At 71.4% G+C, this 21,738-nt stretch carries 9 protein-coding genes; 3 read left to right on the top strand and 6 right to left on the bottom strand.

Annotated features, from left to right (window positions below; genetic code table 11):
- Positions 1-4: 4 nt before the first annotated feature.
- Positions 5-7,273, bottom strand: coding sequence for an SDR family NAD(P)-dependent oxidoreductase (locus ACFW6B_RS26495; protein ID WP_386599492.1), 7,269 nt, complete (start codon positions 7,271-7,273; stop codon positions 5-7).
- A gap of 1,075 nt (positions 7,274-8,348) precedes the next feature.
- On the opposite strand from ACFW6B_RS26495, the gene ACFW6B_RS26490 reads away from it, so the two are divergent.
- Complete coding sequence (locus ACFW6B_RS26490) at positions 8,349-10,001, top strand: N-6 DNA methylase (RefSeq protein ID WP_386599490.1); 1,653 nt, start codon at positions 8,349-8,351, stop codon at positions 9,999-10,001.
- Positions 10,002-10,008: 7 nt separating this feature from the next.
- Here the strand turns inward: ACFW6B_RS26490 and ACFW6B_RS26485 are convergent, their stop codons facing one another.
- The 3 genes from ACFW6B_RS26485 to ACFW6B_RS26475 are packed head-to-tail and all read right to left on the bottom strand — an operon-like array spanning position 10,009 to position 15,225.
- Positions 10,009-12,162, bottom strand: a complete 2,154-nt coding sequence (locus ACFW6B_RS26485; protein WP_386599488.1) for a UvrD-helicase domain-containing protein — start codon at positions 12,160-12,162, stop codon at positions 10,009-10,011.
- Positions 12,163-12,202: 40 nt separating this feature from the next.
- Positions 12,203-13,414 carry an McrC family protein gene (locus ACFW6B_RS26480; RefSeq protein WP_386599486.1) on the bottom strand — a complete coding sequence of 404 codons (1,212 nt, stop codon included), beginning with the start codon at positions 13,412-13,414 and terminating at the stop codon, positions 12,203-12,205.
- Positions 13,411-15,225: a DUF4357 domain-containing protein gene (locus ACFW6B_RS26475; RefSeq protein ID WP_386599484.1), complete on the bottom strand. Its 1,815-nt coding sequence runs from the start codon at positions 15,223-15,225 to the stop codon at positions 13,411-13,413. The genes ACFW6B_RS26480 and ACFW6B_RS26475 overlap by 4 nt, the downstream gene beginning before the upstream one ends.
- 168 nt (positions 15,226-15,393) lie before the next feature.
- On the opposite strand from ACFW6B_RS26475, the gene ACFW6B_RS26470 reads away from it, so the two are divergent.
- Positions 15,394-17,745 carry a DUF2786 domain-containing protein gene (locus tag ACFW6B_RS26470; RefSeq protein WP_386599482.1) on the top strand — a complete coding sequence of 784 codons (2,352 nt, stop codon included), beginning with the start codon at positions 15,394-15,396 and terminating at the stop codon, positions 17,743-17,745.
- A 102-nt stretch (positions 17,746-17,847) separates the two neighbouring features.
- Here the strand turns inward: ACFW6B_RS26470 and ACFW6B_RS26465 are convergent, their stop codons facing one another.
- Together ACFW6B_RS26465 and ACFW6B_RS26460 are read right to left on the bottom strand one after the other, a co-directional pair.
- Positions 17,848-19,086, bottom strand: coding sequence for an McrC family protein (locus ACFW6B_RS26465; protein WP_386599480.1), 1,239 nt, complete (start codon positions 19,084-19,086; stop codon positions 17,848-17,850).
- The gene (locus ACFW6B_RS26460) at positions 19,079-21,184 is read right to left on the bottom strand and encodes an McrB family protein (RefSeq protein WP_386599478.1); all 2,106 of its coding nucleotides are present in this window, start codon (positions 21,182-21,184) and stop codon (positions 19,079-19,081) included. The genes ACFW6B_RS26465 and ACFW6B_RS26460 overlap by 8 nt, the downstream gene beginning before the upstream one ends.
- 148 nt (positions 21,185-21,332) lie before the next feature.
- On the opposite strand from ACFW6B_RS26460, the gene ACFW6B_RS26455 reads away from it, so the two are divergent.
- Positions 21,333-21,716 carry a hypothetical protein gene (locus ACFW6B_RS26455; RefSeq protein WP_386599476.1) on the top strand — a complete coding sequence of 128 codons (384 nt, stop codon included), beginning with the start codon at positions 21,333-21,335 and terminating at the stop codon, positions 21,714-21,716.
- The last annotated feature ends 22 nt before the right edge of the window (positions 21,717-21,738 follow it).

The following is a 21,738-nucleotide window of genomic DNA, read 5'->3' as shown; positions in this document are numbered from 1 at the left end:
GCCCTCACCAGCCCGAGGAGGTGTAGACGACGGCGGTGGCCGACGCGTCGCCCCAGGCGAGTTCACGCAGCAGGGCCGCGGTGCCCTCCTCGGGGTCGATCAGGCCGATGCCCCGCCGGCCGTAGGCGCGGGCCAGCTCCGGTCCGACCATGCCGCCGTGCCGGGCGGCGGGCGCCCACGGCCCCCAGTGAACGGTCAGTGCCCGGTTCCCGGTGCGGGCGGCCCAGGCCTCGCCGAGCGTCTGGAGCGCGTCGTTGGCCGCCGCGTAGTCCGCCTGGCCCGGGTTGCCGAGGACGCCGGAGACACTGCCGAACAGAACACTGAACGCGGGCCCGCCGGGCAGCTCCTCCAGTGCGCTGAGCAGGGCGTCCGCGCCGGTCGCCTTCGTGCCGTAGACCCGCTGGAAGGACTCTGCGGTCTTCTCGGCGATGATCCGGTCCTCGATCACCCCGGCCGCGTAGACGACACCGTCGAGGCGGCCGTGCTCGGCGTGGATCTCCTTCACCGCCTGGAGCACCGCCTCGGGCTCCCGGAAGTCGACGCAGCGGTAGCGGACCTGGCTGCCGAGCGCCCTGAGCTCCGTCAGCGTCGCGGCGATCTCCCGCTGGGCGAGGAGGAGTTCGGCCTCACGGTTGATCGCGGCCGGTTTCGTCCCGCCGCGCGCGGCGAGCACCGCGCGCAGCGCGGACGGGGTACGGGCGGCGGCCGTGTCCGGGTCCTCCGGGCCGTCCGGGGCAGGTGTCCTGCCGAGCAGTTCGAGCCGGCACCGGCCGGCGGCGGCGAGGGCCGCGGCGCACTGCGCGGTGATGCCGCGTGCCCCGCCGGCCAGCAGGACCACGGCGTCCCGGTCCAGGCCCAGCGCGGCGGCCTCGGCGGCCCCCGTACCGGCCGGTCCCGCGCCGGTGCCGCCGAGGATTCCCAGCGGTGACTCGACGAGCTCCGGAGCGAACCGGCCCTCCGGCCGACGCAGGACGACCGGGGCGCGGTCGGGCGCGCACACCTCGTCGACCAGCGCGTCCGCGAGCAGCAGCGCGTCCGCGACGGTCAGCGTGTCCGTGACGGCCGACGCGGTCGCCACCTCCACCGTCCGCGCGACCGTCTCCGGGTACTCGCGTGCCACGGTGCGGAAGAAGCCGCGCAGTCCCGCCGCCACCGTGTCCGGCACGTCCCCGGGGGCGGCCCGCATCGCCAGCAGTCGGCGCGGCCCCCGGGCCAGGACGGCCTTCAGGACGGGGAAGGCGTCCGGAAGCACCGGCGAGCCACCCGTCACGAGATACAGGACCCCGTCCACCCGGCCGTCGTCCGGCGTGAGCAGATGCCCCCGGTCGCGTACGACGACGTCGGCGCCGTGAGAGGCGAGCCGGGCGCCGATCTCGGGGGCGTCGCCGAGGACGACCCACCGCGTCCCGGACAGTACGGCCGCCGGGTCCGCCGTATCGCCCTCCTGCCCGAGGGGCACCGACCGCAGCAGGTACCGCTTGGGAGCCTCGCCGCTCACCGTCGCGTCGTTCGCCACATCGCCGCTCGTCGTTGCGTCGTTCACCGCCGCGTCGTTCGTCGTCGTGCCGGTGACCGTCTCCACGACCTCGACCGTCCCGGACGCCTCCGGCGCCTCGACCGCCTCGGTCGCCCCGACGGCCTCGACCGCATGGGCCGCCTCGGCCGCCGGGGGCTTCTCCACGTCCTCGGCGGGGATCACGGCCGGCTCCGCGGGGCCGGAGAGCCGCGCGGTCAGCCAGTCGGTCACCGCAGCGGCCGTCCGGGCCTTCGCCAGGTCCTCCAGCTCGGCGTCGTCGAGCCCGGTGAGGTCCGCGCCGTCCCCTGCGCCGAGGCGCCGGGCCAGTTCACCGGCGATCTCCGCCCGCTTGATGGAGTCGATGCTGAGGTCGGCCTCCAGATCGAGATCGGGTTCGATCATGTCGAGGGGGTAGCCGGTCCGCTCGCTGATGATCTCCAGGACCGCCTGCCGGACATCGGCGTCCCGGACCGGTGCGGGCCCGGTGACGGGCACCCGGTCGGTCGACGCCCCTGTGACCCGGTGTGGTCGGGGCATCGGCGTGGCCGCCCGAGGAGGTTCCTCCAGAGGCACGGCGGTCGTCGTGTCCCACGGTGCAGGCGGGGCGACGGGCGCGGGCGGCCCGGCCGTCCGTTCCCCGGCCACCGCTCCGAGGTAGGTCATCAGCACGTCACGCTGGGCCGCGATCATCTCGCGGCTGGTGCGCAGGAATTCGGAGATCAGCGCGTCCTGGGCGTCCTGCCGGTCCTGACCGTGCGGGGCGTGCGGGGCGTGCGGGCCGTGGTGGCCGTCCCGGTCGGACGGGACCGCGTGCGGGGGGTTCGTCGGCACAGTCGTCTCCACGACTCGTCGGGCCGGTGCGAGCGCACCGGGAAGGAGGTCTCCGGCGGTGGTGCGTACCAGTTGTCCGTCGACCGTCCAGCCGGGCCGCTTCGGCACCGGCGTGCGCACCGCGTCGACGGCGTCGCGGCCCCGCAACAGCCGGCCGGTGCGCACCGGCAGCCCGGCGACGGCCAGTCGGGCCAGGGCGTCCAGCCAGCCGCGCAGGCCGCTGTCCGGGCGCGGCTCGCAGGCCACCGCCCGGTGCGGCCGGTCGCCGAGGATCCGTCCGACCAGCCCTGTCAGCACGGATCCGGGCCCGGCCTCGACGAAGATCCGGGCGCCCGCCTCGTACATCGCCTCGATCTGCTCGACGAACCCGACCGGGGCGCCGATCTGCGCGGCGAGTTCGGCCCGCACCGCGTCCGGATCCGCGGTGTACGGCGTAGCGGTGCGGTTGGCCCACACCGGGAACTCCGGCGCGCGCACCGGACGGGCCGCGAGCGACTCGGCGAACCGGGCGCCCGCACCGGCGACCAGAGGGCTGTGGAAGGCGCAGGCCACGGGGATGCGCCGGGCTTCGTACCCCGCCTCGCGCAGCAGGCGCACGGCGTCCGTGACGTCGTCCGTCGGGCCGGATATCACCGTCTGGCGGGGCGCGTTGCGGTTGGCGACGACCACGGCGGCCGGGGCCTTCGCCGCCCGCAGGGCCCGTACGACCTCCGCGGCGCCGGCCGTGACCGCGGCCATCGTCCCCGGGTCCGCCCCGCGGTCCGCCCCGGTGGCCGCGAGAACGGCCGCCGCCCGTTCGGAGCTGAGCGCGAGAAGCGTCCCGGGGCTCAGGACGCCGGCCGCGCTCAGGGCGACCAGTTCGCCGTAGCTGTGCCCGGCGGCCATGTCGGGCCGTACCCCGGCCGTGGTGAGCAGGGCGTGGGCGGCGAGCCCGGTGATGCCGAGTGCGGGCTGTGCGGCCCGGGTGTCGGTGAGCGCCGCCCGCTGCCGGTCGCGTGCGCCGTCGTCGAAGGCGGCGGGCGGGTACAGCCGGCCGGCCTGGTCGGCGCCGAGTTCGAGGTAGTGGCGCAGCTCGGGGAACGCGACGAACAGGTCGGCGAGCATTCCGGGGCGCTGGCTGCCCTGGCCGGGGAAGAGGAAGGCGACCTTGCCCCCGGCCGGGTCCTGGGCGGGACGGTCGGCGAGATGGACGCCGTGCGCCGGATCGTGCTCCCCGGCCAGCGCCTGCCGCAGCCGCCCGATCAGTTCGTCCACGTCCGAGGCCACGACCGCCACCCGCGCCGGATCCGGACAGGCATCGGCCCGGCGGGCCGCGCTCAGCGCCAGGTCGCGCAGCCGCCACGGCCGGCCCTCGGCCTCGGCGGCCCCGAGCAGCTCCTCGACGGCCCGGTGCGCCGCCGCCGTGTCCCGGCCCCGGAACACGAACAGTTCGGCCGGCCAGACATCCAGTGCCTGCGCCGGTGCCGCGCCGTCCGCGTACGCGCCGAGCACCACGTGGAAGTTGGTGCCGCCGAAGCCGAACGCGCTGACACCGGCGAGCCGTTGCGAGGCCGGAGCCACCCAGGGCCGGGCCCGGGTGTGGAAGACGAACGGACTGCTCTCCTCGTCCCAGGCCGCGTTGGGGCGCTCCAGATGCAGGGTGGGCGGCCGGACACCGGTGTACAGCGACAGGACCGTCTTGATCAGCCCGGCCAGCCCGGCGGCACACTTGGTGTGTCCGATCTGCGACTTGACCGAACCGAGCGCACAACTCCCCGGCTCGGCCCCGGCCTTGCCGAACACCTCGCTCAGGACGGTCAGTTCGGTGCGGTCGCCGACCACGGTCCCGGTGCCGTGCGCCTCGACGAGGCCGACGTCCGCCGGTGACACCCCCGCGTTGCGGTAGGCCCGCTCCAGCGCCGAACGCTGCCCCTCGGGGCGGGGCGCGGTCAGGCCCAGTGAACGGCCGTCGCTGGAACTGCCGAGGCCCTTGATCACGCCGTAGATCCGGTCGCCGTCCCGCTCGGCGTCCGCGAGCCGTTTCAGGACGACGCAGGCGACGCCCTCGCCGAGTGCGATGCCGTCCGCCGAGCTGTCGAAGGAGCGGGAGCGGCCGGTGGGGGAGAGTGCGTGCACCGAGGAGAACAGGACGTAGTCGTTGATGCCGTTGTGCAGGTCGGCGCCGCCGCACAGCACCACGTCGCTGGTGCCGCCGGTGAGTTCCTTGCACGCGACGTCCACCGAGGCCAGCGAGGAGGCGCAGGCGGCGTCGACGGTGAAGTTGGCGCCGCCGAGGTCCAGCCGGTTGGCGATCCGGCCGGAGATGACGTTGGCGAGCATGCCCGGGAAGGAGTCCTCGGTCAGCCGGGGCAACTGGACGTCGAGGCCTTCGGGGACGCGCCCGTGGTACGACGGGAGCACGGCGCGCAGCGTGGCCGCGTTGGACAGGTCGCTGCCCGCCTCCGCGCCGAACACCACCGACGTACGGGAACGATCGAACTCCCGTCCCCCGTCTCCGTATCCGGCGTCCTCCAGGGCGAGCCGGGCGGCCTCCAGGGACAGGAGCTGGACCGGCTCGATGCTGCCGAGGGACGCCGGTGGGATGCCGTAGCGCAGCGGGTCGAAGGGGATGCGGGGCAGGAAGCCGCCCCACTTGGAGGGGACGGCACCGCTGGAGGGGGCGGCCCCGTCGTCGCCCTGCCCGTAGTGCACGGCCGGGTTCCAGCGCTCGGGCGGGACCTCACCGACCGCGTCCCGGCCGCCGACGACGTTCGCCCAGAAAGTGGGGAGATCGGGAGCCTCGGGGAACATGCAGGCCATCCCGACGACCGCGATGTCCAGTGGCGCCGGTGCCGCCGGCTCCCGGGTCCCGGTCCCGCCCGGCCGCTCGCCCAGCCGGTCACGCAGGCCCGCCGCCCGCTCGGCGAGGAAGCCGGCGGCCCCGGAGGTCACCGCCCGGTGCAGCGCCGCGACGGTGGTGGTGGCCGAGCGCAGCACGGCCACCTCCCCTGCCATGAACATGCCGTCGCCGAGCTGGCGGTCCTCGCCGACGGACCTGAGTGCCCCGCCGCCGTCCCGTTCCACGCCCTTGCTCGCGAGGCGCAGCCGCCCGATGTTGAGCCGCTCCAGCTCCTCCCAGATCCGCCGGTCGGCCACGCCCGCGGACCGCAGCCGCCCCTCGTGCTCGCGGTACCCCTCGGTGAAGGGGCTCGGTACGCAGCGGGTGGCGTGGCCGGGCGCCGTCTCCAGGAGCGTGGTCCTCTCGGCGGCCCGCACCTGGCGCTGGAAGAGCGGCTGGATCGCGCCGCGCGCGACCGCCTCCTCGGTGAACAGGTACGCGGTGCCCATGAGGACCCCGACAGCCACCCCGCGCGAGGTCAGCGGGGCCGCGAGCGCGGCGACCATCGCCGCCGAGCGCTCGTCGTGGACACCGCCCGCGAAGAACACCTCCAGCGCCTCCGCCGTGTCCCCGCGCTTCCCGTCGCCCGCATCCTCGCGGCCGTCCTCGCCGCCCCTGCCGCCCCCGCTGTTCTTGTCGTCCGCGTCCAGGAAGTCCTCCAGCACCGCGAGCTGCGCCTCCCAGAGCGGGAAGCTGCCGCGCGGACCGACGTGCCCGCCGCACTCGGAACCCTCGAACACGAACCGGCGGGCCCCGGCCTCCAGGAACTGCCGCAGCAGCCCCGGCGAGGGTACGTGCAGGAAGGTGCGGATCCCGTCCCGCTCCAGCGCCCGTGCCTGGGAAGGGCGCCCGCCCGCGATGACGGCGTGCGTCGGCCGCAGCTCCCGCACCGCCTCCAGCTGGGCGGCGCGTGTCTCCTCCGGCGCGAAGCCGAGCACGCCGACGCCCCAGGGCCGCCCGGCCACGGCGGCCCGGGTCTCGCTCAGCAACGCCCGGGTGCGCGCGCCGTCCGCCAGCGCCAGCGCGAGGAACGGCAGCGCGCCGTCCTCGGCGACCGCCGCGGCGAACTCGGCGCGGTCGCTGACCCGGGTCATCGGCCCCTGCGCGACGGGCAGCCGGGTGCCGAGCGCCCGGCTCATCGGGGAGCCCGCGCCCAGCGCCCCGGCGGCCACGTCGTCGCGTACGACGTCGCGCACCGCGTCCGTCAGAGCGCGTACCGTCCGGCGCACATCGCCCCAGCGCCGCGCGAACCGGGCGGCGAGGAAGCCGTCCTGACCCACCGGCAGCAACTGGGTGCGCGGATCCTGCGCGCCCAGTGCCGCCGCGACCGCCGTCGGGTCGGTCCCGTCGACGCACGGCGCGTCCGGACCACGGCGCAGCAGCACCCGGTGACCCGCCAGCACGACCGTCTCCGAACCGTCCAGGGACCGCAGCCGCTCGGCAGCCGCCTCCGGCAGCGACGACTCGGCCAGCAGCGCGAGCTGGCCGTCCAGCACCACCCCGGCCGCCCCGCCGGCCATCGCGGCGACCGCCGTCCGGGGGCCGATCCCGCCGCAGGCCCAGACCGGGAGCGGCACGTCGGGCGCGGCGAGCAGCCGCTGGAGCAGGACGAAGACGCTCAACTCCCCGACGCGGCCACCGCATTCGCTGCCACGGGCGATCAGTCCGTGCGCCCCGGCGCGCACCGCGGCCCGTGCCTCGTCGAGGTCCGTGACCTCCACCAGCACACGGTGGCCGGCGGCCAGGTCGCCCACCTGCCACGGCGCGTCGACCGCGAGCACCACCGTGTCCGGCCGGCCTGCTTCACCGGTTCCCGGCGCGAGGTCGGCGGGGACCAGCCGGCAGCGGGCGCCGATCCGGACCCCGAACGGGCCCGGTGCCAGGCGGCACAGGCGTTCCAGCGCGTCACGGGATCTTCGGTCCCCGTCGCCCAGGTCGAGCACACCGAGCCCGCCGGCCCGGCACACCGCCGCGGCGAGCCGGGCGTCGGGTTCGCCGAACGGGGTGATGCCGATGATCATGTTCTCGGAACGCACAGCAGACGTCATGATTCTCCGAATCAAGCTGAGACTGCCCGGTGGGGGATGCGGTACGACAACGAGGGCGGCACGTCGGATTCCAGCGGGATCTGGGACAACCCGGGAACACTGATTGGGGAAAGCCTGATCGAAACGCGTCGAAAGGTAGTCCTGTTGTTACTGGCTGGTCAATGTTGAACCAGTGAGGCAGGATGCGAGCGCATTGATTCGGTCAACTGTGGACACCGGAAGGGGTGCCGGGAATCGGAGCAATTCCTTGATGGCGGCGTTCCGTTCACTTCCCTCACGCATCATCGAAACGTCAATAGGTGAATGAGGAACTTTCTCTGGTGCGGCATGTCCGAATCGGGTCGCCCTTTCCCCTTGGGTGGCGGGTGCGGGGAAATTCCATGTGTCGATCTTGGAGTGACCGGGAAGGGTGCGTGCGGGGTCCGCGGGCGCTGCGCGGACGCCGTACGCGCGGAGATCGGGCGTCGGCTGAGGTCTCGGTTGGGCGGCGTGCACCGGCTGCCGGGCGTTTCCGCAGGTCTCGTCGCTCCCGCGCCGTATTGGTCTGGCTGATCAATTCCGGGGAACTCGACAAGCGTGCCCTCGTCCTCGCCTGGGGTTCCGCAATTGGTCCGGCTGTCGCATGGGGAGGGCTGGAGCCGTGTCTGGAAGTGCGGGGGAGGCGGACCGGAAGCGAAGCGGCCGGCTCGTCAACAAGGGCAACCATCGCGACGCCGTGGGTCCACCTGTGGGAGAGGTGCAGACGGATTCCTGTCGTCCTGCAAGGACTGAGCGAGGCGTCGCTGGGCATATGGGTCGACCGCCGGTCGCGCAGGTCGGCTCGGCGAGAGCCGACAGCGCGCCAGCCGGATCGCTCATCGCCAGTTCCTGGTGCACGCCGGAGGGCTGGGGAGGACCGTTGCGGTGCATCGTCCTTGGCTTCACTCGCACGGGGCGCGACCAAGGCAGTTGGCAGGCCCTGTCAGGGGTAGCGCATCGAGAGAGCCTGTACACAGAGCGCAATTGTTTCTGTTGTTAACGCCGTCAACGATGTCTTGCATTGATGGAGAGATTGACTCTGTGTACGGTGGCCTGTATGACCGACAACCCTGCCCCACCGGCCGGCCCGCTGGTCACCGGATCCGAGATCGCAAGACTGGCGGGTGTCACCCGTGCCGCCGTCTCGAACTGGCGGCGACGATATGCCGATTTCCCGGCGCCGTCCGGTGGCGGTGTCAACAGTCCGCTGTTCGATCTGGCCGAGGTGCAGAACTGGCTGGACCGTCAGCGTAAGGGGCAAGAGGTGTCGGTGGAGGTGCAGTTGTGGCAGGCGCTGCGCCGATTCTACGGTGACGACATGGTCGGCGGGCTCGTGGCTGTCGCCCGTCTCCTTGCCGAGGGGGAGGTGCCCGAGGGGCTTCCCGCGGACGTCGTCCGGTTCGCACGGGATCTGGCCGGGAGTGGTGGCGCGGCCGAGGCGGTGAGCGCCCTCGCCGAGCGTTTCACCGATTCGGTACGCCGGGCCGGATCCGACAGGGTCACCTCGACGCGCGTCGTCCGGGCCGTACGTCACCTCGCCGGTCCGATAGCGTCCGACACGACCCTCTTCGATCCGGCCTGCGGCATCGGAACCTTGCTGCTCGCGATCGGTGCCGAGCAGGAACCCAGGTGTTGCGGGCAGGAGGCCGAAGCCCGCAGCGCCCTGTTCTCGCAGCTTCGGGCCGACCTCACCGGGCGCACCGATGTCGGCATCCGCACGGGGGATTCCCTGCGCGACGACCGCTGGCCGGATCTCAAGGCAGACCTGGTCGTCTGCGATCCCCCGGTCGGTGAACCCGACTGGGGGCGCGAGGATCTGCTGCTCGACTCACGGTGGGAGTTCGGCATCCCGTCTCGTGCCGAAGGCGAACTCGCCTGGCTGCAGCACGCATACGCGCACACGGCGCCCGGCGGTCGCGTCCTCATGGTCCTCCCCGCCTCCGTCGCCTACCGCAAGGCCGGTCGTCGCATCAGGGCCGAGCTCGTACGACGGGGCGTTCTCACTCAGGTCACCGCCCTTCCGCCCGGCACGGCGGCCTCGCACGCGCTACCGGTCCACATCTGGCACCTGCGCCGCCCGGAGGCTCTGGGCGACGCCGCCACCAGCGTCCGCATGCTCGATCTGACGACGAGTGATCCGGACGGATTGCCGGAACCCCGTCCCGAGCAAGTGACAGAGGTGCCTCTGATCGAACTGCTTGACGATGCAGTGGACCTCACGCCCGGTCGTCACGTCGAGGATTCACATCGTGACTACGCGGTTGAGTATCAGAGCTTGAGAGCGGAACTGGCCGAACAGGTACGGCTGTTGGCGGAGCTGCTGCCGGTGCTGGTCGAAGGCGATGGCCCAAGTTCCCTGGACGGCCCCACTGTCAGTGTCGCCGACCTCGCGCGTGCGGGGCTCGTCGCGTTCGGCGACCCGGAGCCGGTCTCGGTCAGCGACCAGCTCGACACCGACTATCTGCAGGGTTTCCTGCGCAGTGCGGCCAACACCCGGCGTTCCACGAGCTCGAGCGGCAATTTCCGTCTGGACGGCAAAGGCGCCCGCATTCCGCAGATGGACATCGTCGAGCAACGGCGGTACGGGTCGGCCTTCCGAGCGCTCCAGGAGTTCGAGGAGCGGGCGCGCCGGGTGGTGGAGCTGAGCCGGAACGTTGCGGCACTGGCAAGGGACGGTCTCGACAACGGGGCTCTTGCTCCTGAAAAGTGACGGAACGTCACGCCAGAGCATGTTGGGGATGAGGCTGCGGAACGAACGAGCTGGCCGCTCCGCTCCAGGTGACCGCCAGCGCCTCGCGCGCTCGTGTGCACGCCACGAACAGCAGACACCGCTCCCGCAGCAGATCCGAATCGTGCTGCAACGCGTCAACGGATGCCGGTGTCACCTCGCGGGAGAACGGCACCGCGCTCGCCGTCACCCCAAGGACGGCGACACAGCGGAACTCCAGCCCCTTCATCGCGTGCATGGTGGCGAGGCGCACCCCGTCCACGCCCGGACCCGGGTTGTCCCGGACCCGGACCACCGGGATCTTCGCCGCGCCGAGCTTGTCGTACACCTTGTCCAGCAGCACGTTGAAGCGCGCGCACACGCCGATCTCGGAAGGCCGGATGCCCTGGGCGATCCAGCCTTCGACGCGCTCGACGAGCGCCGCGACCTCCGCCTGTTCGGTGCCGTGGCCGGAGGCCTGTGGCCGACGGCCGTGCAGGAGCGAGCGGTAGCCGGTCAGGGTGTCGTTCCCCTCGCCGCCGAGGTCGTCGACGGACACCGGGCTCAGGATGCCGGTGGACCAGGTGAGGATCTCCTCCGTGCTGCGGTAGTTGATGCGAAGGCGATGGGTGCGGCCGGCCACCGGGATGCCGAGTGAGCCGAGCGAGACCTTCGCGTCGTAGATCCTCTGGTGCGGGTCTCCCGTGATGAACAGGTCGTCGCTGCCGGGTGCCACCGCACCACGCAGGACACGCCACTGCGCCGGGTGCAGGTCCTGTGCCTCGTCGACCACGACATGGTCGTGCGTGGGTGTCGAAGCCGCCAGGAGCTCCGCGGCGCGGGCGCACACCTTCAGGTGAGTGGTGCTCCTCTGGTCACGCAGCATCGAGTCGAACAGCTCGACGGCCGGCCACAACTGCTCACGCCGCGCCGACGACAGGGCGCTGCCGCGGCCACGGCGTACGGCCGCGCGGTAGTCGTCCAGGGTCCGCAGATCCTGAGCGAGGACGACATGCCGGTACTCCTGCGCCAGGAACTGCTCCGTCCACGGCAGCCCGAGCTTCTTGACCACGCGCTGCCACAGCAGACGCTCGTCCCGGTCCCCGATCGGAGAGGGGGCCTTGCCGTCGAGGCGGCTCACGACGCCATGGGCGTAGGCGTTGACCGTGGTGACGTCGACGCGGTCCAACAGGGCCGGATCGTGGTCGAGGAGGAACGCGAGGTTCTCCCGCAACGAGGCGGCGAGCGCGTTCGTGTAGGTGGTGAGCAGAACGCGAGCGTCGGGCGAGCGCGTGAGGAGATGCTTCACGCGATGCAGTGCCGCGACCGTCTTGCCGGTGCCCGGCCCGCCGGTGACCTGGACGGGACCGCCGTACGACACCCGGTAGGCGACCCGGCGCTGCGAAGGGTGCAGGAACACCCGCCAGGCCGCGAACGGCTTCTCCAGGATGTCGGCGAGTTCCTCAGGGCCGGTGACCAGAGTGATACGGCTCTTGGTATTGGCGATGACGACGGCCAGGCTCTCGTCCGGATCGGGTCCGGCGTCCACCGGGCGGCGCACCGCGACCACGTCCCGGTACACGTCGTCCGGGCTGAAGTTCTCGGCGAGGTACTGCAGCACCTCGCACTGGTCCTCGGGAAGCAGGGTCTCGAACGCCTGCAGCTGCGCCTTGTCGACGATCGTCCGTACGGCCTTGAGGACCTGGTCGTCGATCCCGAGGTGGCGCAGCACGGTGTCCGAGTACTTCGCGAAGAGCAGCGAGTCGGCTGCTGCGGCGGCTTTCTCCAGAGCCGGGGTCAGCTGCTCGATGGCGACGACGTTGCGCACTTCGAGCCCCCGCGTCGCGGAGTTCGTCGTGTACAGCCGCTTGGCCGCCCAGGTGTAGGCGTCGTCGTGCCGGACCACGTTGACGAGCAGGAACACATCACTGCCGTCGTCCGGTGCGAGGACGACGCCCCGCCAGAAGTCGTTGATACGGATGGTCCGCATGCGAGGGTCGCGCGCCTTCTCCACGGACTCCAGGTGCAGCCCCTTGTCCGCGTGCAGCTCGGGCACGGTGAGCTGCTGGAACTTCTGCATCGCCTTGCGCACGCCGGCCTTGACGGGCTTCTCCAGGACGTCGAAGCTCTCCCAGAAACTGCTGGCGAACGCAAGCTGCGGCACGAGGCGCACTCCCCACCCTGGACGGACACTCCGCGGTCGATCATACGCGCGAGGTGTTCACCAGCCGCTCGGCCACCTCCTCGATGTCCGCGAGCAGCCCGGTCGGCTCCTGATCGAGGTCGAGGGCATGCTGATGGATGACGATGTCCGCGTGACGTACCTGGTGAGCGGTGTGCGAGGCGTTGCCCTTCGCGTACACCAGATGTCCTTCCGGCAGGCCGAGGGCCGTGCAGTAAGCGAGCATCTGGTAGAGGTCGGCGTCCGGGAAACCGTGCCGCTTCTCCGCTTTGTACTTGGCGTCCACCACGGCGCACGGCAGCCCGTCCGCGCCGTACAGCACGAAGTCGGGCCTCATGCGGATCGTGGCCGCCTGGTCGAGGTGGTGCGGGTCCTGAAGCCTGGCCGTCCGGCCGGTGCCTCGGAACGCGTCCCGCAGGGCCACCGTCACGAAGTCCTCGAAGAGCTTGTTCATGTCGAAGAGGAATCCGTCGATGCGGAGTCCGCCCGGGGCGTGCTCGACTGAGGAACCGTCCAGGACCAGCCGGGCGAGGTCCAGCGCTTGGTGATAGCGGGAGTTGAGGCGGGTGGGACGCCAGTCCGGGACGGACCGGCCGCGCACGATCGCGGTGACATCGGCGAGGCGGGCGCGCTGGTGCAGGAGCCTGCGACGGACATCGCGGGGCACGCCGGGCAGGCGCAGGAGACGCTCGACCGCGGCGCGCAGGATGCGGTTCTCCGCGATGTCGGTGGTGAACTCGTCGTACGCCACTTCCACGGGGAGGGTCGCTCCGAAGCGCCGCCGGATCTGTTCGGCCTCGCGAACGCGGCCGCGGACGACGAGGGCCGACTCCTCCGTCTCCCGGTACCCCTGCAGCAGCCCCTGCCGCAGGGCCCGGTCGATCTGCCGTTCCACGGAGTGGGCGAGTGCCGGAAGCACCTCTTGGTGCTCCGCCACGTCGACCACGCCGTCCCGTCGGCCCCTTTTCGGGTCCAGGCTGTAGCCGATCAGGAAGAAGAGGCGGGCGACGGGAACCTTGGAGGTGATCCGCACGGTGAACGGTTCGTCGGTTCCGGGCACGGTGACGGACACGGCCCCCACCTTGCTGCCCGCCCGCAGCGACCAGCGGCCCGGAACGTAGGGATCCGGGGCCGCGTCCACGATGTCTCCGGCTGCCAGTGCCCTGCCGAGGGCCTCCGGCAGAGGGATGCTCACGGCCGGCGCGTGCTCGACCAGCTCGACGAGGGACGTCACCCGAGGGACTCTCTCAGCGCTGCCAGGCCGTACCGCTTCTCGATGTCGACGCCTTCCCCGTAGTGGTGTTCCTCCAGGAGCGGGAGGATCTTGGTCCGCCAGGTCCGCTCCAGACCGCCCTCACGGTAGACACCCTTCTTCATCAGGTACGAGGGCCCGATGCGGAAGTCGGCTTCGTCGATACGGGAGTTGAGCGCGTCGAGAAGATCGGCCGGCTCGGGATCCCTGCCCTCCCGGGCCAGCCAGCGACGCAGAAGGCCGCTCGTCGGCTCGATGCGCGGCGAGAGCTCCACGAAGGCGAAACGGCGTCGCATGGCCGCGTCGACCAGAGCGATCGACCGGTCCGCCGTGTTCATGGTGCCGATCACGTAGAGGTTCGGAGGAAGGGCGAAGTCGTCACCGGAGTAGGGCAGTTGAACGGACTTGTTGCGGTATTCGAGGAGGAAGTACAGCTCGCCGAAGACCTTGGCCAGGTTGGCACGGTTGATCTCGTCGATGATGAGGAAGTGAGGGATGTGCCGGTTGCCCTCACGGCCTGCGAGATCGGCCAGCTCGCGCAGGGGGCCCGCATTGATCCGGAAGGCGACCTCCTTGGTCTCCCGGTCCTCCTTGGGCCGGAAACCCTCGACGAAGTCCTCGTACGCGTACGAGGGATGGAACTGGACGAGCTTCACCTGCTCGGGCCCGCCGCCCAGGAACTCGGCGAGCTTCAGCGCCAGGTAGGTCTTCCCGGTGCCCGGCGGCCCGTACAGCACGAGCTGCCGTTCGTCCGCCAGCAGGTCGCGCACTTCGCGCAGCCAGTCCGTCTCGTGCACCAGCAGCTCGTCGGCGAGGGCGTCAGTGGGGTCGGGCAGCTCGGGCTCCCGACGGGCCACGAGCGCCGGGATCTCACCGCTGGGGTCGCGCTCTATGGCCTCGGCCTCCTCCGCCAGCTCCTCGTCGCTGCGGCCCAGCCCCTCGACAAGGGCTTGGACCGTGGAGAGGTCGACGACATCGTGCTGGATGGACAGCCGCTGCTGGAGCTCCTCCGGCAGGTCGTCGTACGCATAACCGGAGGGCTGCCACTCCACCGGGCGACGCAGATTGGACCGCCGGTCCTCGGACTCGGTCTGCTCCGCCTCGCCGGTGATCTCGCCGACGTAGAGATGCCCGCCCGAGATGGTGCACACGGTGTCACCGGGTTTCATGCGGGAGAGGAAGGCATGCAGCTCCTCGACCAGCTGCTGCTTCTGGCTGTAGGTGGCGGTCGACTCGTAGTCCTCCTGGACGAGCGTGCGCAGCTCGTCCTTGCTGACGCCCTGTTCGACACCCTGCCGGAGCCGGGACGCGGGGAGGGTGACACGGCCGTCCGGCAGCCACAGGCGCTGGACGAGATCGAGCCCGGTCACGTTCGAGCCGCGGACCAGCCAGGGACGGTTCGGGCCCGCCCACACACCGGGCATGTAGTCGGACAGTGGCCTGTCGTCCTCGGTCCGCCACTCCTCCCATCCGTTGCGCGGGGCACCCACCAGCAGCACCGCGGCGAAGGACGGCGAGCCGAACACCACGTCCTCGGTCAGCTCCAGCCAGCCCGGCCAGCGGGTCGACGGCACCAGCACGCCACTGGACGTCAGTTCCTCGCGGCGCTTGACCGGCGCCTTGAAGTGCTTGCCCAGCGACGGCATCACATGGTCCCGGGCGGGCGAGCCGGCCCGCACCAGGAACTTCCGGCTCCCGTTCGTGCCCGTCTCGCCCAGGAGCACTCCGCGGGCCCGGTCGATGCCGTCCCCGTTGGGCAACCGGAGCCGGAACTCCGGGTAGTCGTCAGCCATGGCTCTCCCCCTGCGTCCCGCTCCGATCTTGCCCGCAGCGTACTCGGGGCCACTGACAAGAACGGCGAACCGTTCGCCGCGGAGCCCCCTAGGATGGGAAAGCGTTTTCGATCACGGGGTGCGGGCGGCCACCGGATGCGGTGGGCCCACGGGGAGGGCATCGACGGCATGACGGAACAGAGCACAAGCCATGAACCGGCTTCGGCCTTCGGGGCGGCGAGGAAGACCTGGCTGTGGGCGCGCGTCACCGAGCTGAGTGAGGCACTGAGCGATTTCGGACCGCGGCTCCACGAGCTGATCCCCGAGGATCTGGGAGACCGGCGGCTGGTCGATGCCCTGGTGCTGTGCCGCGTCGCGGCCGACGAGGCGCGTGTCCAGCCCGTGGCGGAGACCGTCGCCTGGCTGGAGCTGTTGATCCCGTACGGCCATCGCCACGACCTGGCCGACGCCGTGCGCCGGCTCCGCTCGCTCCTCACCGCAGCCGAGGAACCGGCGCTCTGGTCCTGGCAGGCGCGGGCCTGGGAGGAGCTCGTCCTCGGGATCTGGAGGCACGAGAGGGCCAGGACTATCGGGCAGCACCGGACCGACGACGAACTGGTCTCCCGCTGGGGCGTACGCACGGCCGACCTGGCCCACATCGCCCGTCCCGCGCCCGCGCCGCACGAGGGCGGCGAGTCGCTCACGTCCCTGGCCGACCATCTGCACGACGAGGCCGAAGAACCGCACAACCTGCTCGCCCAGGCTGTCCTGTCGCAGCCGCGGGTCACCGACGCGATCGAGCGCTCGCTGGCCGTGTACGAGGAGAGCCTGCAGAACGCCGGACACCTGGCATTCCTCGCGGAGCAGCGCGTGCGCGGAGAGGAACTGGCTGCGTGGTGCGAGAAGCAGGCGATCGGCGGGTCCGCGGCGACCGAGGACTTCCTGGCGGAACTGGGCGATTCCGCCGACACCTACGCCCACGACGTCCTCGATCCGGTGATCCACTCGCTCTCCGCCTGTGAGCGGACGCTGTTCCACACCGCCACGCTTCCCGACCGGCGCGCCCGCAACGAGTACCTGTCCGCGTTCCTCGACTGCCTGGAAACCCCTTCGGCGAACGCCTGGCAGGACGGGGTGCTGGACCCCGGTGCGGCGGAGGAAGCCGCCGAACGTGAGGCACGCGGGGAACTCACCTGGCACGCCATGCGCGGATCCCTGCCGGTCTGGTACCACATCGTCACCTCCCCGCAGGAGCGCGCGGCCGCCCTGGCCTTCTCCGGCCGGGCCTCGTCGTCCGTGATCCAGGTGGACGCCGACGTGGTCGTGGCACGCCAGGGGGTGCTGTTCGAGGGGCTGGGAGGGGAAGGCGCGGTCGACGAGCCGGACGACTGGTACCCCGAGCCCGGTGTCCGACTGCGCTACGCCCGGGACAGCGCCACCGACCTGGCCGAACTCCTGGCCCTCGCCGAGCTCGGGCACGCCCGGCTGGAGTTCGTGATTCGGGCCGCGGACGGAGGATTCGTACTGCTGCGGTCGCTGCGGGCGGAGATCCGGCACGACGACGCCGTGGACTGGCGCCGGGGCGCGCTGCACGGCCTGCGGCAGCTGGTACCGGACGTCGACGATCTGGTGGACGCCGTCGCGGCCGAAGCGCAGCCCGTGGACCTGCTGGACCTGGACCGCGACGACGAAGACTGGCTGGGACCGGACGACACCTTCACGACGGTCGGCTCGGACACCCCGGAGACGCCGGCCCCGGCGCCGCCCCGTCCCGCACGGCTGCCCGCCGACCTGCTGGTCAAGGTGAAGGCCATTCTGCGCATGGCCGAGGACCCTGCCGCCACGCAGGCCGAGTCGGAGGCCTTCCTGCAGAAGGCGACGGCCCTGATGGCCAAGTACGGCATCGAACAGGCCATGCTGCGCGGTGACGATCCCACCCCCGAACAGCCCGCGGACCGCGTGATGGACATCGCACCTCCCTGGGTGGGCGAGTGCAAGCGGCTCCTGTCCTTCATCGCCTACGCGATGCGCTGTCACCCCATCTATCCGGGAGGCAAGGCCGACAAGCACCGGGTCCACCTGTTCGGCTACGCCTCGGATCTGCACTCCGTCGAAGTCCTGTACGCGAGTCTGCGCCTGCAGATGCTCCAGGGCGCCGAAAGAGCGGATGCCCGGCACCGCCTCCCCGGCGAACTCCCGCGTGCCTACAAGCGCTCCTGGATGCTCGGCTTCATCCGCGCCGTCGCCCTGCGCATCGGCGAGGCCGAACGCGCGGCACGCGCGGACACCGAGCGTGACCGCGCCGAGGCCGCCGCGACGGAAACCGCCGTGCCGGGGCGCAGCGTGGCACTCGTCCTCGCGGACCGGACCACCGCGGTGCAGGCCAAGGTCGCGGCCCACTACCCCAAGGTCGGAAAGGTGCGCCGTACGCGCTTCACGGGCAGCGGCTACCGGCAGGGGCACGCCGACGGGCAGCAGGCCGACATCGGTGGCCTCACCGTGGAGTACGAGAGGGAGCAGCCGGACGAGCTCATGGCTTGACGGCTGCGGCGGCATCGGGGTCCGGCCAGGGGCGGGTTCAAGCGATCGCGGGCACATCGCACGTACACACACCTGTCGGCGCACGATCCCTGACATGGAGGCTCAGCCCAGCACTGATCCGATCCACGTGGCCGCCTCTTGGGGCAGCGCATGGGTGTCGACGCCGAGGACGTGGATGACACCGAGTTCGCCTTGAGGGCCGCCGACGTGAAGGCTGCGGTGGGCGTGCCCGCCGGGCCGGGGATGGACGATCACCGCGCTCGGGGCGCCCCCGGGACCGTAGCCGCTGCCGTAGGTGAGGAGTTGGTGGACGTCGGCCGCGCTCACGCCGTGGCGGTCGTAACGCTTGTACTTGGCGTCGACGGGCAGCAGCGTGGGATGCGCCGCGTCCCGTCCGGGAAGGCTGAGGACGAGGTCGGGGCGGAAGGCCGAGACGTTGCCCAGGTCTCCACGGACGGTGATGCCGGTACCGCTTCCGCCGGGTACGGCGTGGCCGCCGTACGGGCCGACGGCCTCGGTGCCGAGACGGCGGACGACGGCTTCCCAGAGCGCGGGCATGGCGAGCAGGAGACCGTCCGCCGTGGTGCCGTGGTCGCTGAGCAGATCGGTCACGCCTCCACCGCGCAGCAGGAGGCGGGCCCAGGTGTGGGCGGGGCGGTAGCGGGCGTTCAGACGTGTGTAGTGGGTGCGGTCCAGCGCACGGAGCGCCGCGGCAGGGGTGGGGGCCTGGGGAAAGGCGCCGGCGATGCCGTGCAGGGCGCGCGCCAGGTCGGGGCTGGAGGTCAGACCGAGCGCGGCCTTGAGCGCGCTCCCCAGAACACGGTTGTCCCAGATGTCCGCCTCCCGGTCGAAGGTGCGGACGTGCAGTTGATCCAGTTGCCCGTAGCGGCGGGTGGCCTGGGCGACGACGTCCAGCCGTCCCCGGAGTACGGGTTCGACACTCCGGCGGCGTACGTAGTCACGGCGCAGTCCCTCCCGCAGCAGCCGCTCGCACTCGTCGAGCAGGGCGGCGGCGACCAGGTCGGCGTAACCGTCAGGCCCGGTGGCCCAACGCCTGGCCGTCGCCGGGACCGGCGTGCCGAGGGCGTAGGCGAGCCAGCTCATGAGCTGCTCTCCCGGGATGGCGAACTTGGGCGCGACGACCAGGCGGATACGGTCCAGGACCAGGACCCCGACGGTCGCATCGGCCTTGAGCCGCCAGCCGACACGGTCCGGGACCAGGGTCAGGCAGCCCCGCGCCTGGAGGGCGTGCAGACGGTCGACGTCCCGGGAAGTGAGCTGACCGGGCTCCAGCACGGCGGACTCGTACTCGCCGAGCCGGACCGTGGTGCGGTCAGGCATCCGCACCGGACACGCCGCTGGTGAACTCGCTCGCCAACGCGTCCGCCAGGTCCTGCGGGGACATGAGCAGCGGACGCCCGGTGTCGGCGTCGACCAGGCCGCCGAGGATGCGGTGCAGCAGTTCCGCCCGGCCGACGCAGTAGTCCTCCAGGAGCGGGATCACCTCGTGGTGGAAGGCCGCGGCCAGGTCCTCCTCGGTGGCGATCGGCGCACCGTCGCACAGCAGGTAGGCGTGCCCCATCTGGTGGTCGGCGTCGAGGTGACGGGTGATGCGCGTGTTGAGGGCCTCGAAGAACGCGGCCAGGTCCAGGGGGCCGACCGTCCCGGAGACCGCGTCCGGATCCGGGCCCACGGGCAGGAAGGCGAAGCGGCGGCGTACGGCGGCGTCCAGGTGGCTGATGCTCCGGTCGGCGGTGTTCATCGTGCCGATGATGCGTACGTTCGGCGGGACGGCGAAGCGCCGCTTGCTGACGGGGAGGGCGACCGGCAGGTTCCGCTTGTCCAGTTCGAGGAGGGTGATCAACTCGCCGAAGATCCGCGGCAGGTCACCGCGGTTGATCTCGTCGATGACCAGCAGGAAGTCCTGTTCGGGATGGTCGGCCGCCCGGCTGCACAGGTTGTGGAACAAGCCGTCGGTGAGTTCGAGCGTGAGTCCGGGACCCTTGGCGCTCAGGTCCGGCTTGAAGCCCTCGACGAAGTCTTCGTAGCCGTAGCTGGGATGGAAGGTGACCATGTGGACGCGGTCGCCGTGCAGCATGTCGGCCTGAGCCTTGGCGCGCTGGTCGGCGTTGGCGTCGAGGGCCTCCGCTCGACCGTCCAGGGCGAGGGCCGCTCCGAGCGCGAGCCGCGTCTTGCCCGTACCGGGCGGCCCGTGCAGGATCACCTGACCCTTGCGTTTCAGGGCGTCCAGGACGGTTTGCACGTCCTCGGGCAGTGCGACCGGCGCGGCCTGCGGTTCCTGGGCCGTCGTGCCCGCGTCGGAGTCGGCCCGGTACGCGGTGAGCTTGGCGAAGAACGCCGGGTCGACCCTGGCGAAGGTGGACCGCCATTGCCGGGGTTCCGCCAGCCGCTGCGCGTGCGACAGATCCCAGTCCACCGGGACGGTGTGCTGGAACTCCTGTCGGTCCGCTTCGAAGCGGTAGTTCCCACTGACCGTGCCCGTGGCCAGTACTTCGTCCACCCCTCGATTGGCCACGATCCGGTCGCCCTCCTCCAGGTCACGGAAGGCCAGCAGTCGACGGGCGAGTGTCAGGCTGCCCCCGCTCTTGCGGGGCCAGTGTGCGTCCAGGGCCTGCTTCAGATCGGTGTCGCTCTGGTACAGGCCGAGGTCTCCGACCTGCTCCCATCCCACGCGGATGACTCCGTCCGTCCGGCACTCGTCCCACAGACGCCCGCGCTCACCGGGAGCGATCTTCCAGATGGTGCGCTGTCGGGGCCGTGGGTCGGCGTGCCGGTACAGGAAGTGCATCACTTCGTACCTGGTCCAGCCCTCGAACACCGTGCTGTCCCGTACGAGTTCGAGCAGACGGCGATTGCTGCGCCAGGCCGGGGCGTCACCCTGTACCGAGCCACCCAGCAGCAGGGCGACGAACCGGCGCAGATGCTCCCCCGCGTAGATGGGCAGAAAGTGCTCGGGGAAGTAGGTCGCCAGCGTCTTCGTCACCAACGTCGGCCCGTACCGCAGCACTTCGAGATCGTCGAGGGCGTCGAAGTCTCCCGCCGCGACGGCGTCGAAGGCCTGGACGAACTGGCCGCGCAGGTGGGCCCAGGCCTCCTGCGGTTCCATGTCGCGCAAGGGGGCGGCCAGGCGCCATTCGCCGGAGACGTGGTGGTACATGATGTGCTTCGCCGCACTGCCGCCCCTGATGCTGCCCAGGTTCGGCGTGAGGAACTCCAGCAGTCGGCAGTACGTCGGCCCCGATCCGGGGGACGCCGTCTGCCCGAGGGCGTAGCGCTCCAGCGGCAGTTCTGCCCATGCCTCCAGCGGAAACTGGGACAGCACCTGCTTGCGCTCGTCCTCGGCAGCGGACTCGACGCCCGCCACGCCCCTCCGGTCGAACTCGACCGCCGCCGTGAGCACATCCACCCCGTTCGTCATGGAGGCCATGATGTCGCAGCGTGCGGTGGCGGTTCCCCAGGTGTGGTGAGGTTGGTCGATTTCCTGCGTGTGAGGCATGAGGGTGGCAGCACGGCTCAGCGAGGCGAGGTCGGTTCCTAGACGACGAGCTATGACGGCGGGAGAGATCGTGCAGGACTGGATCTACATCCTCAATCCGAGCAAGGACACCCTCGACGCGGAGCCAGTCGGCAAGGAGACCATGCGTCGTCTTGCTCACGACGCCCCCAAGAGCGAGTTCTGGCTCAGCCGCCCCAATCACATGAACCCGGGAGACCGTCTGTGGTTCTACTTCGGTCTGCCGGAGTCGGTGGTCGCAGCGGTGGCCGAGGTCGACCGTGAGCCGCAGGGCGCCGCTGACGACCCGGACTTTGGCTACCGGGTCGAGGCGACCCTGCTGCCCGGACCAACCGACGCTCTGTACCGCAACCCAGTAAGACATCGTTTCTTTTGGCGGTTCGCGGGTCGAGCCGTGCAGGGATACTGCTGTGGTGCTGTTGACGTGGATTGCTGAGGTGGCGGACGAGCCTTTGGTG

This window comes from Streptomyces sp. NPDC058751 (genome assembly GCF_042746485.1).
Lineage (GTDB): Bacteria > Actinomycetota > Actinomycetes > Streptomycetales > Streptomycetaceae > Streptomyces.
The sequence above is the reverse complement of the archived record's forward strand: the minus strand, read 5'-3'. Positions and strand labels throughout refer to the sequence as shown.

What these genes read in the sequence shown, in the direction of transcription:
- ACFW6B_RS26475 (WP_386599484.1), bottom strand. Translation starts at nt 15,225, where the DNA reads ATGGCTGACGACTACCCGGAGTTCCGGCTCCGGTTGCCCAACGGGGAC.
- ACFW6B_RS26460 (WP_386599478.1), bottom strand. Translation starts at nt 21,184, where the DNA reads ATGACGAACGGGGTGGATGTGCTCACGGCGGCGGTCGAGTTCGACCGG.
- ACFW6B_RS26470 (WP_386599482.1), top strand. Translation starts at nt 15,394, where the DNA reads ATGACGGAACAGAGCACAAGCCATGAACCGGCTTCGGCCTTCGGGGCG.
- ACFW6B_RS26465 (WP_386599480.1), bottom strand. Translation starts at nt 19,086, where the DNA reads ATGCCTGACCGCACCACGGTCCGGCTCGGCGAGTACGAGTCCGCCGTG.
- ACFW6B_RS26495 (WP_386599492.1), bottom strand. Translation starts at nt 7,273, where the DNA reads ATGACGTCTGCTGTGCGTTCCGAGAACATGATCATCGGCATCACCCCG.
- ACFW6B_RS26490 (WP_386599490.1), top strand. Translation starts at nt 8,349, where the DNA reads ATGACCGACAACCCTGCCCCACCGGCCGGCCCGCTGGTCACCGGATCC.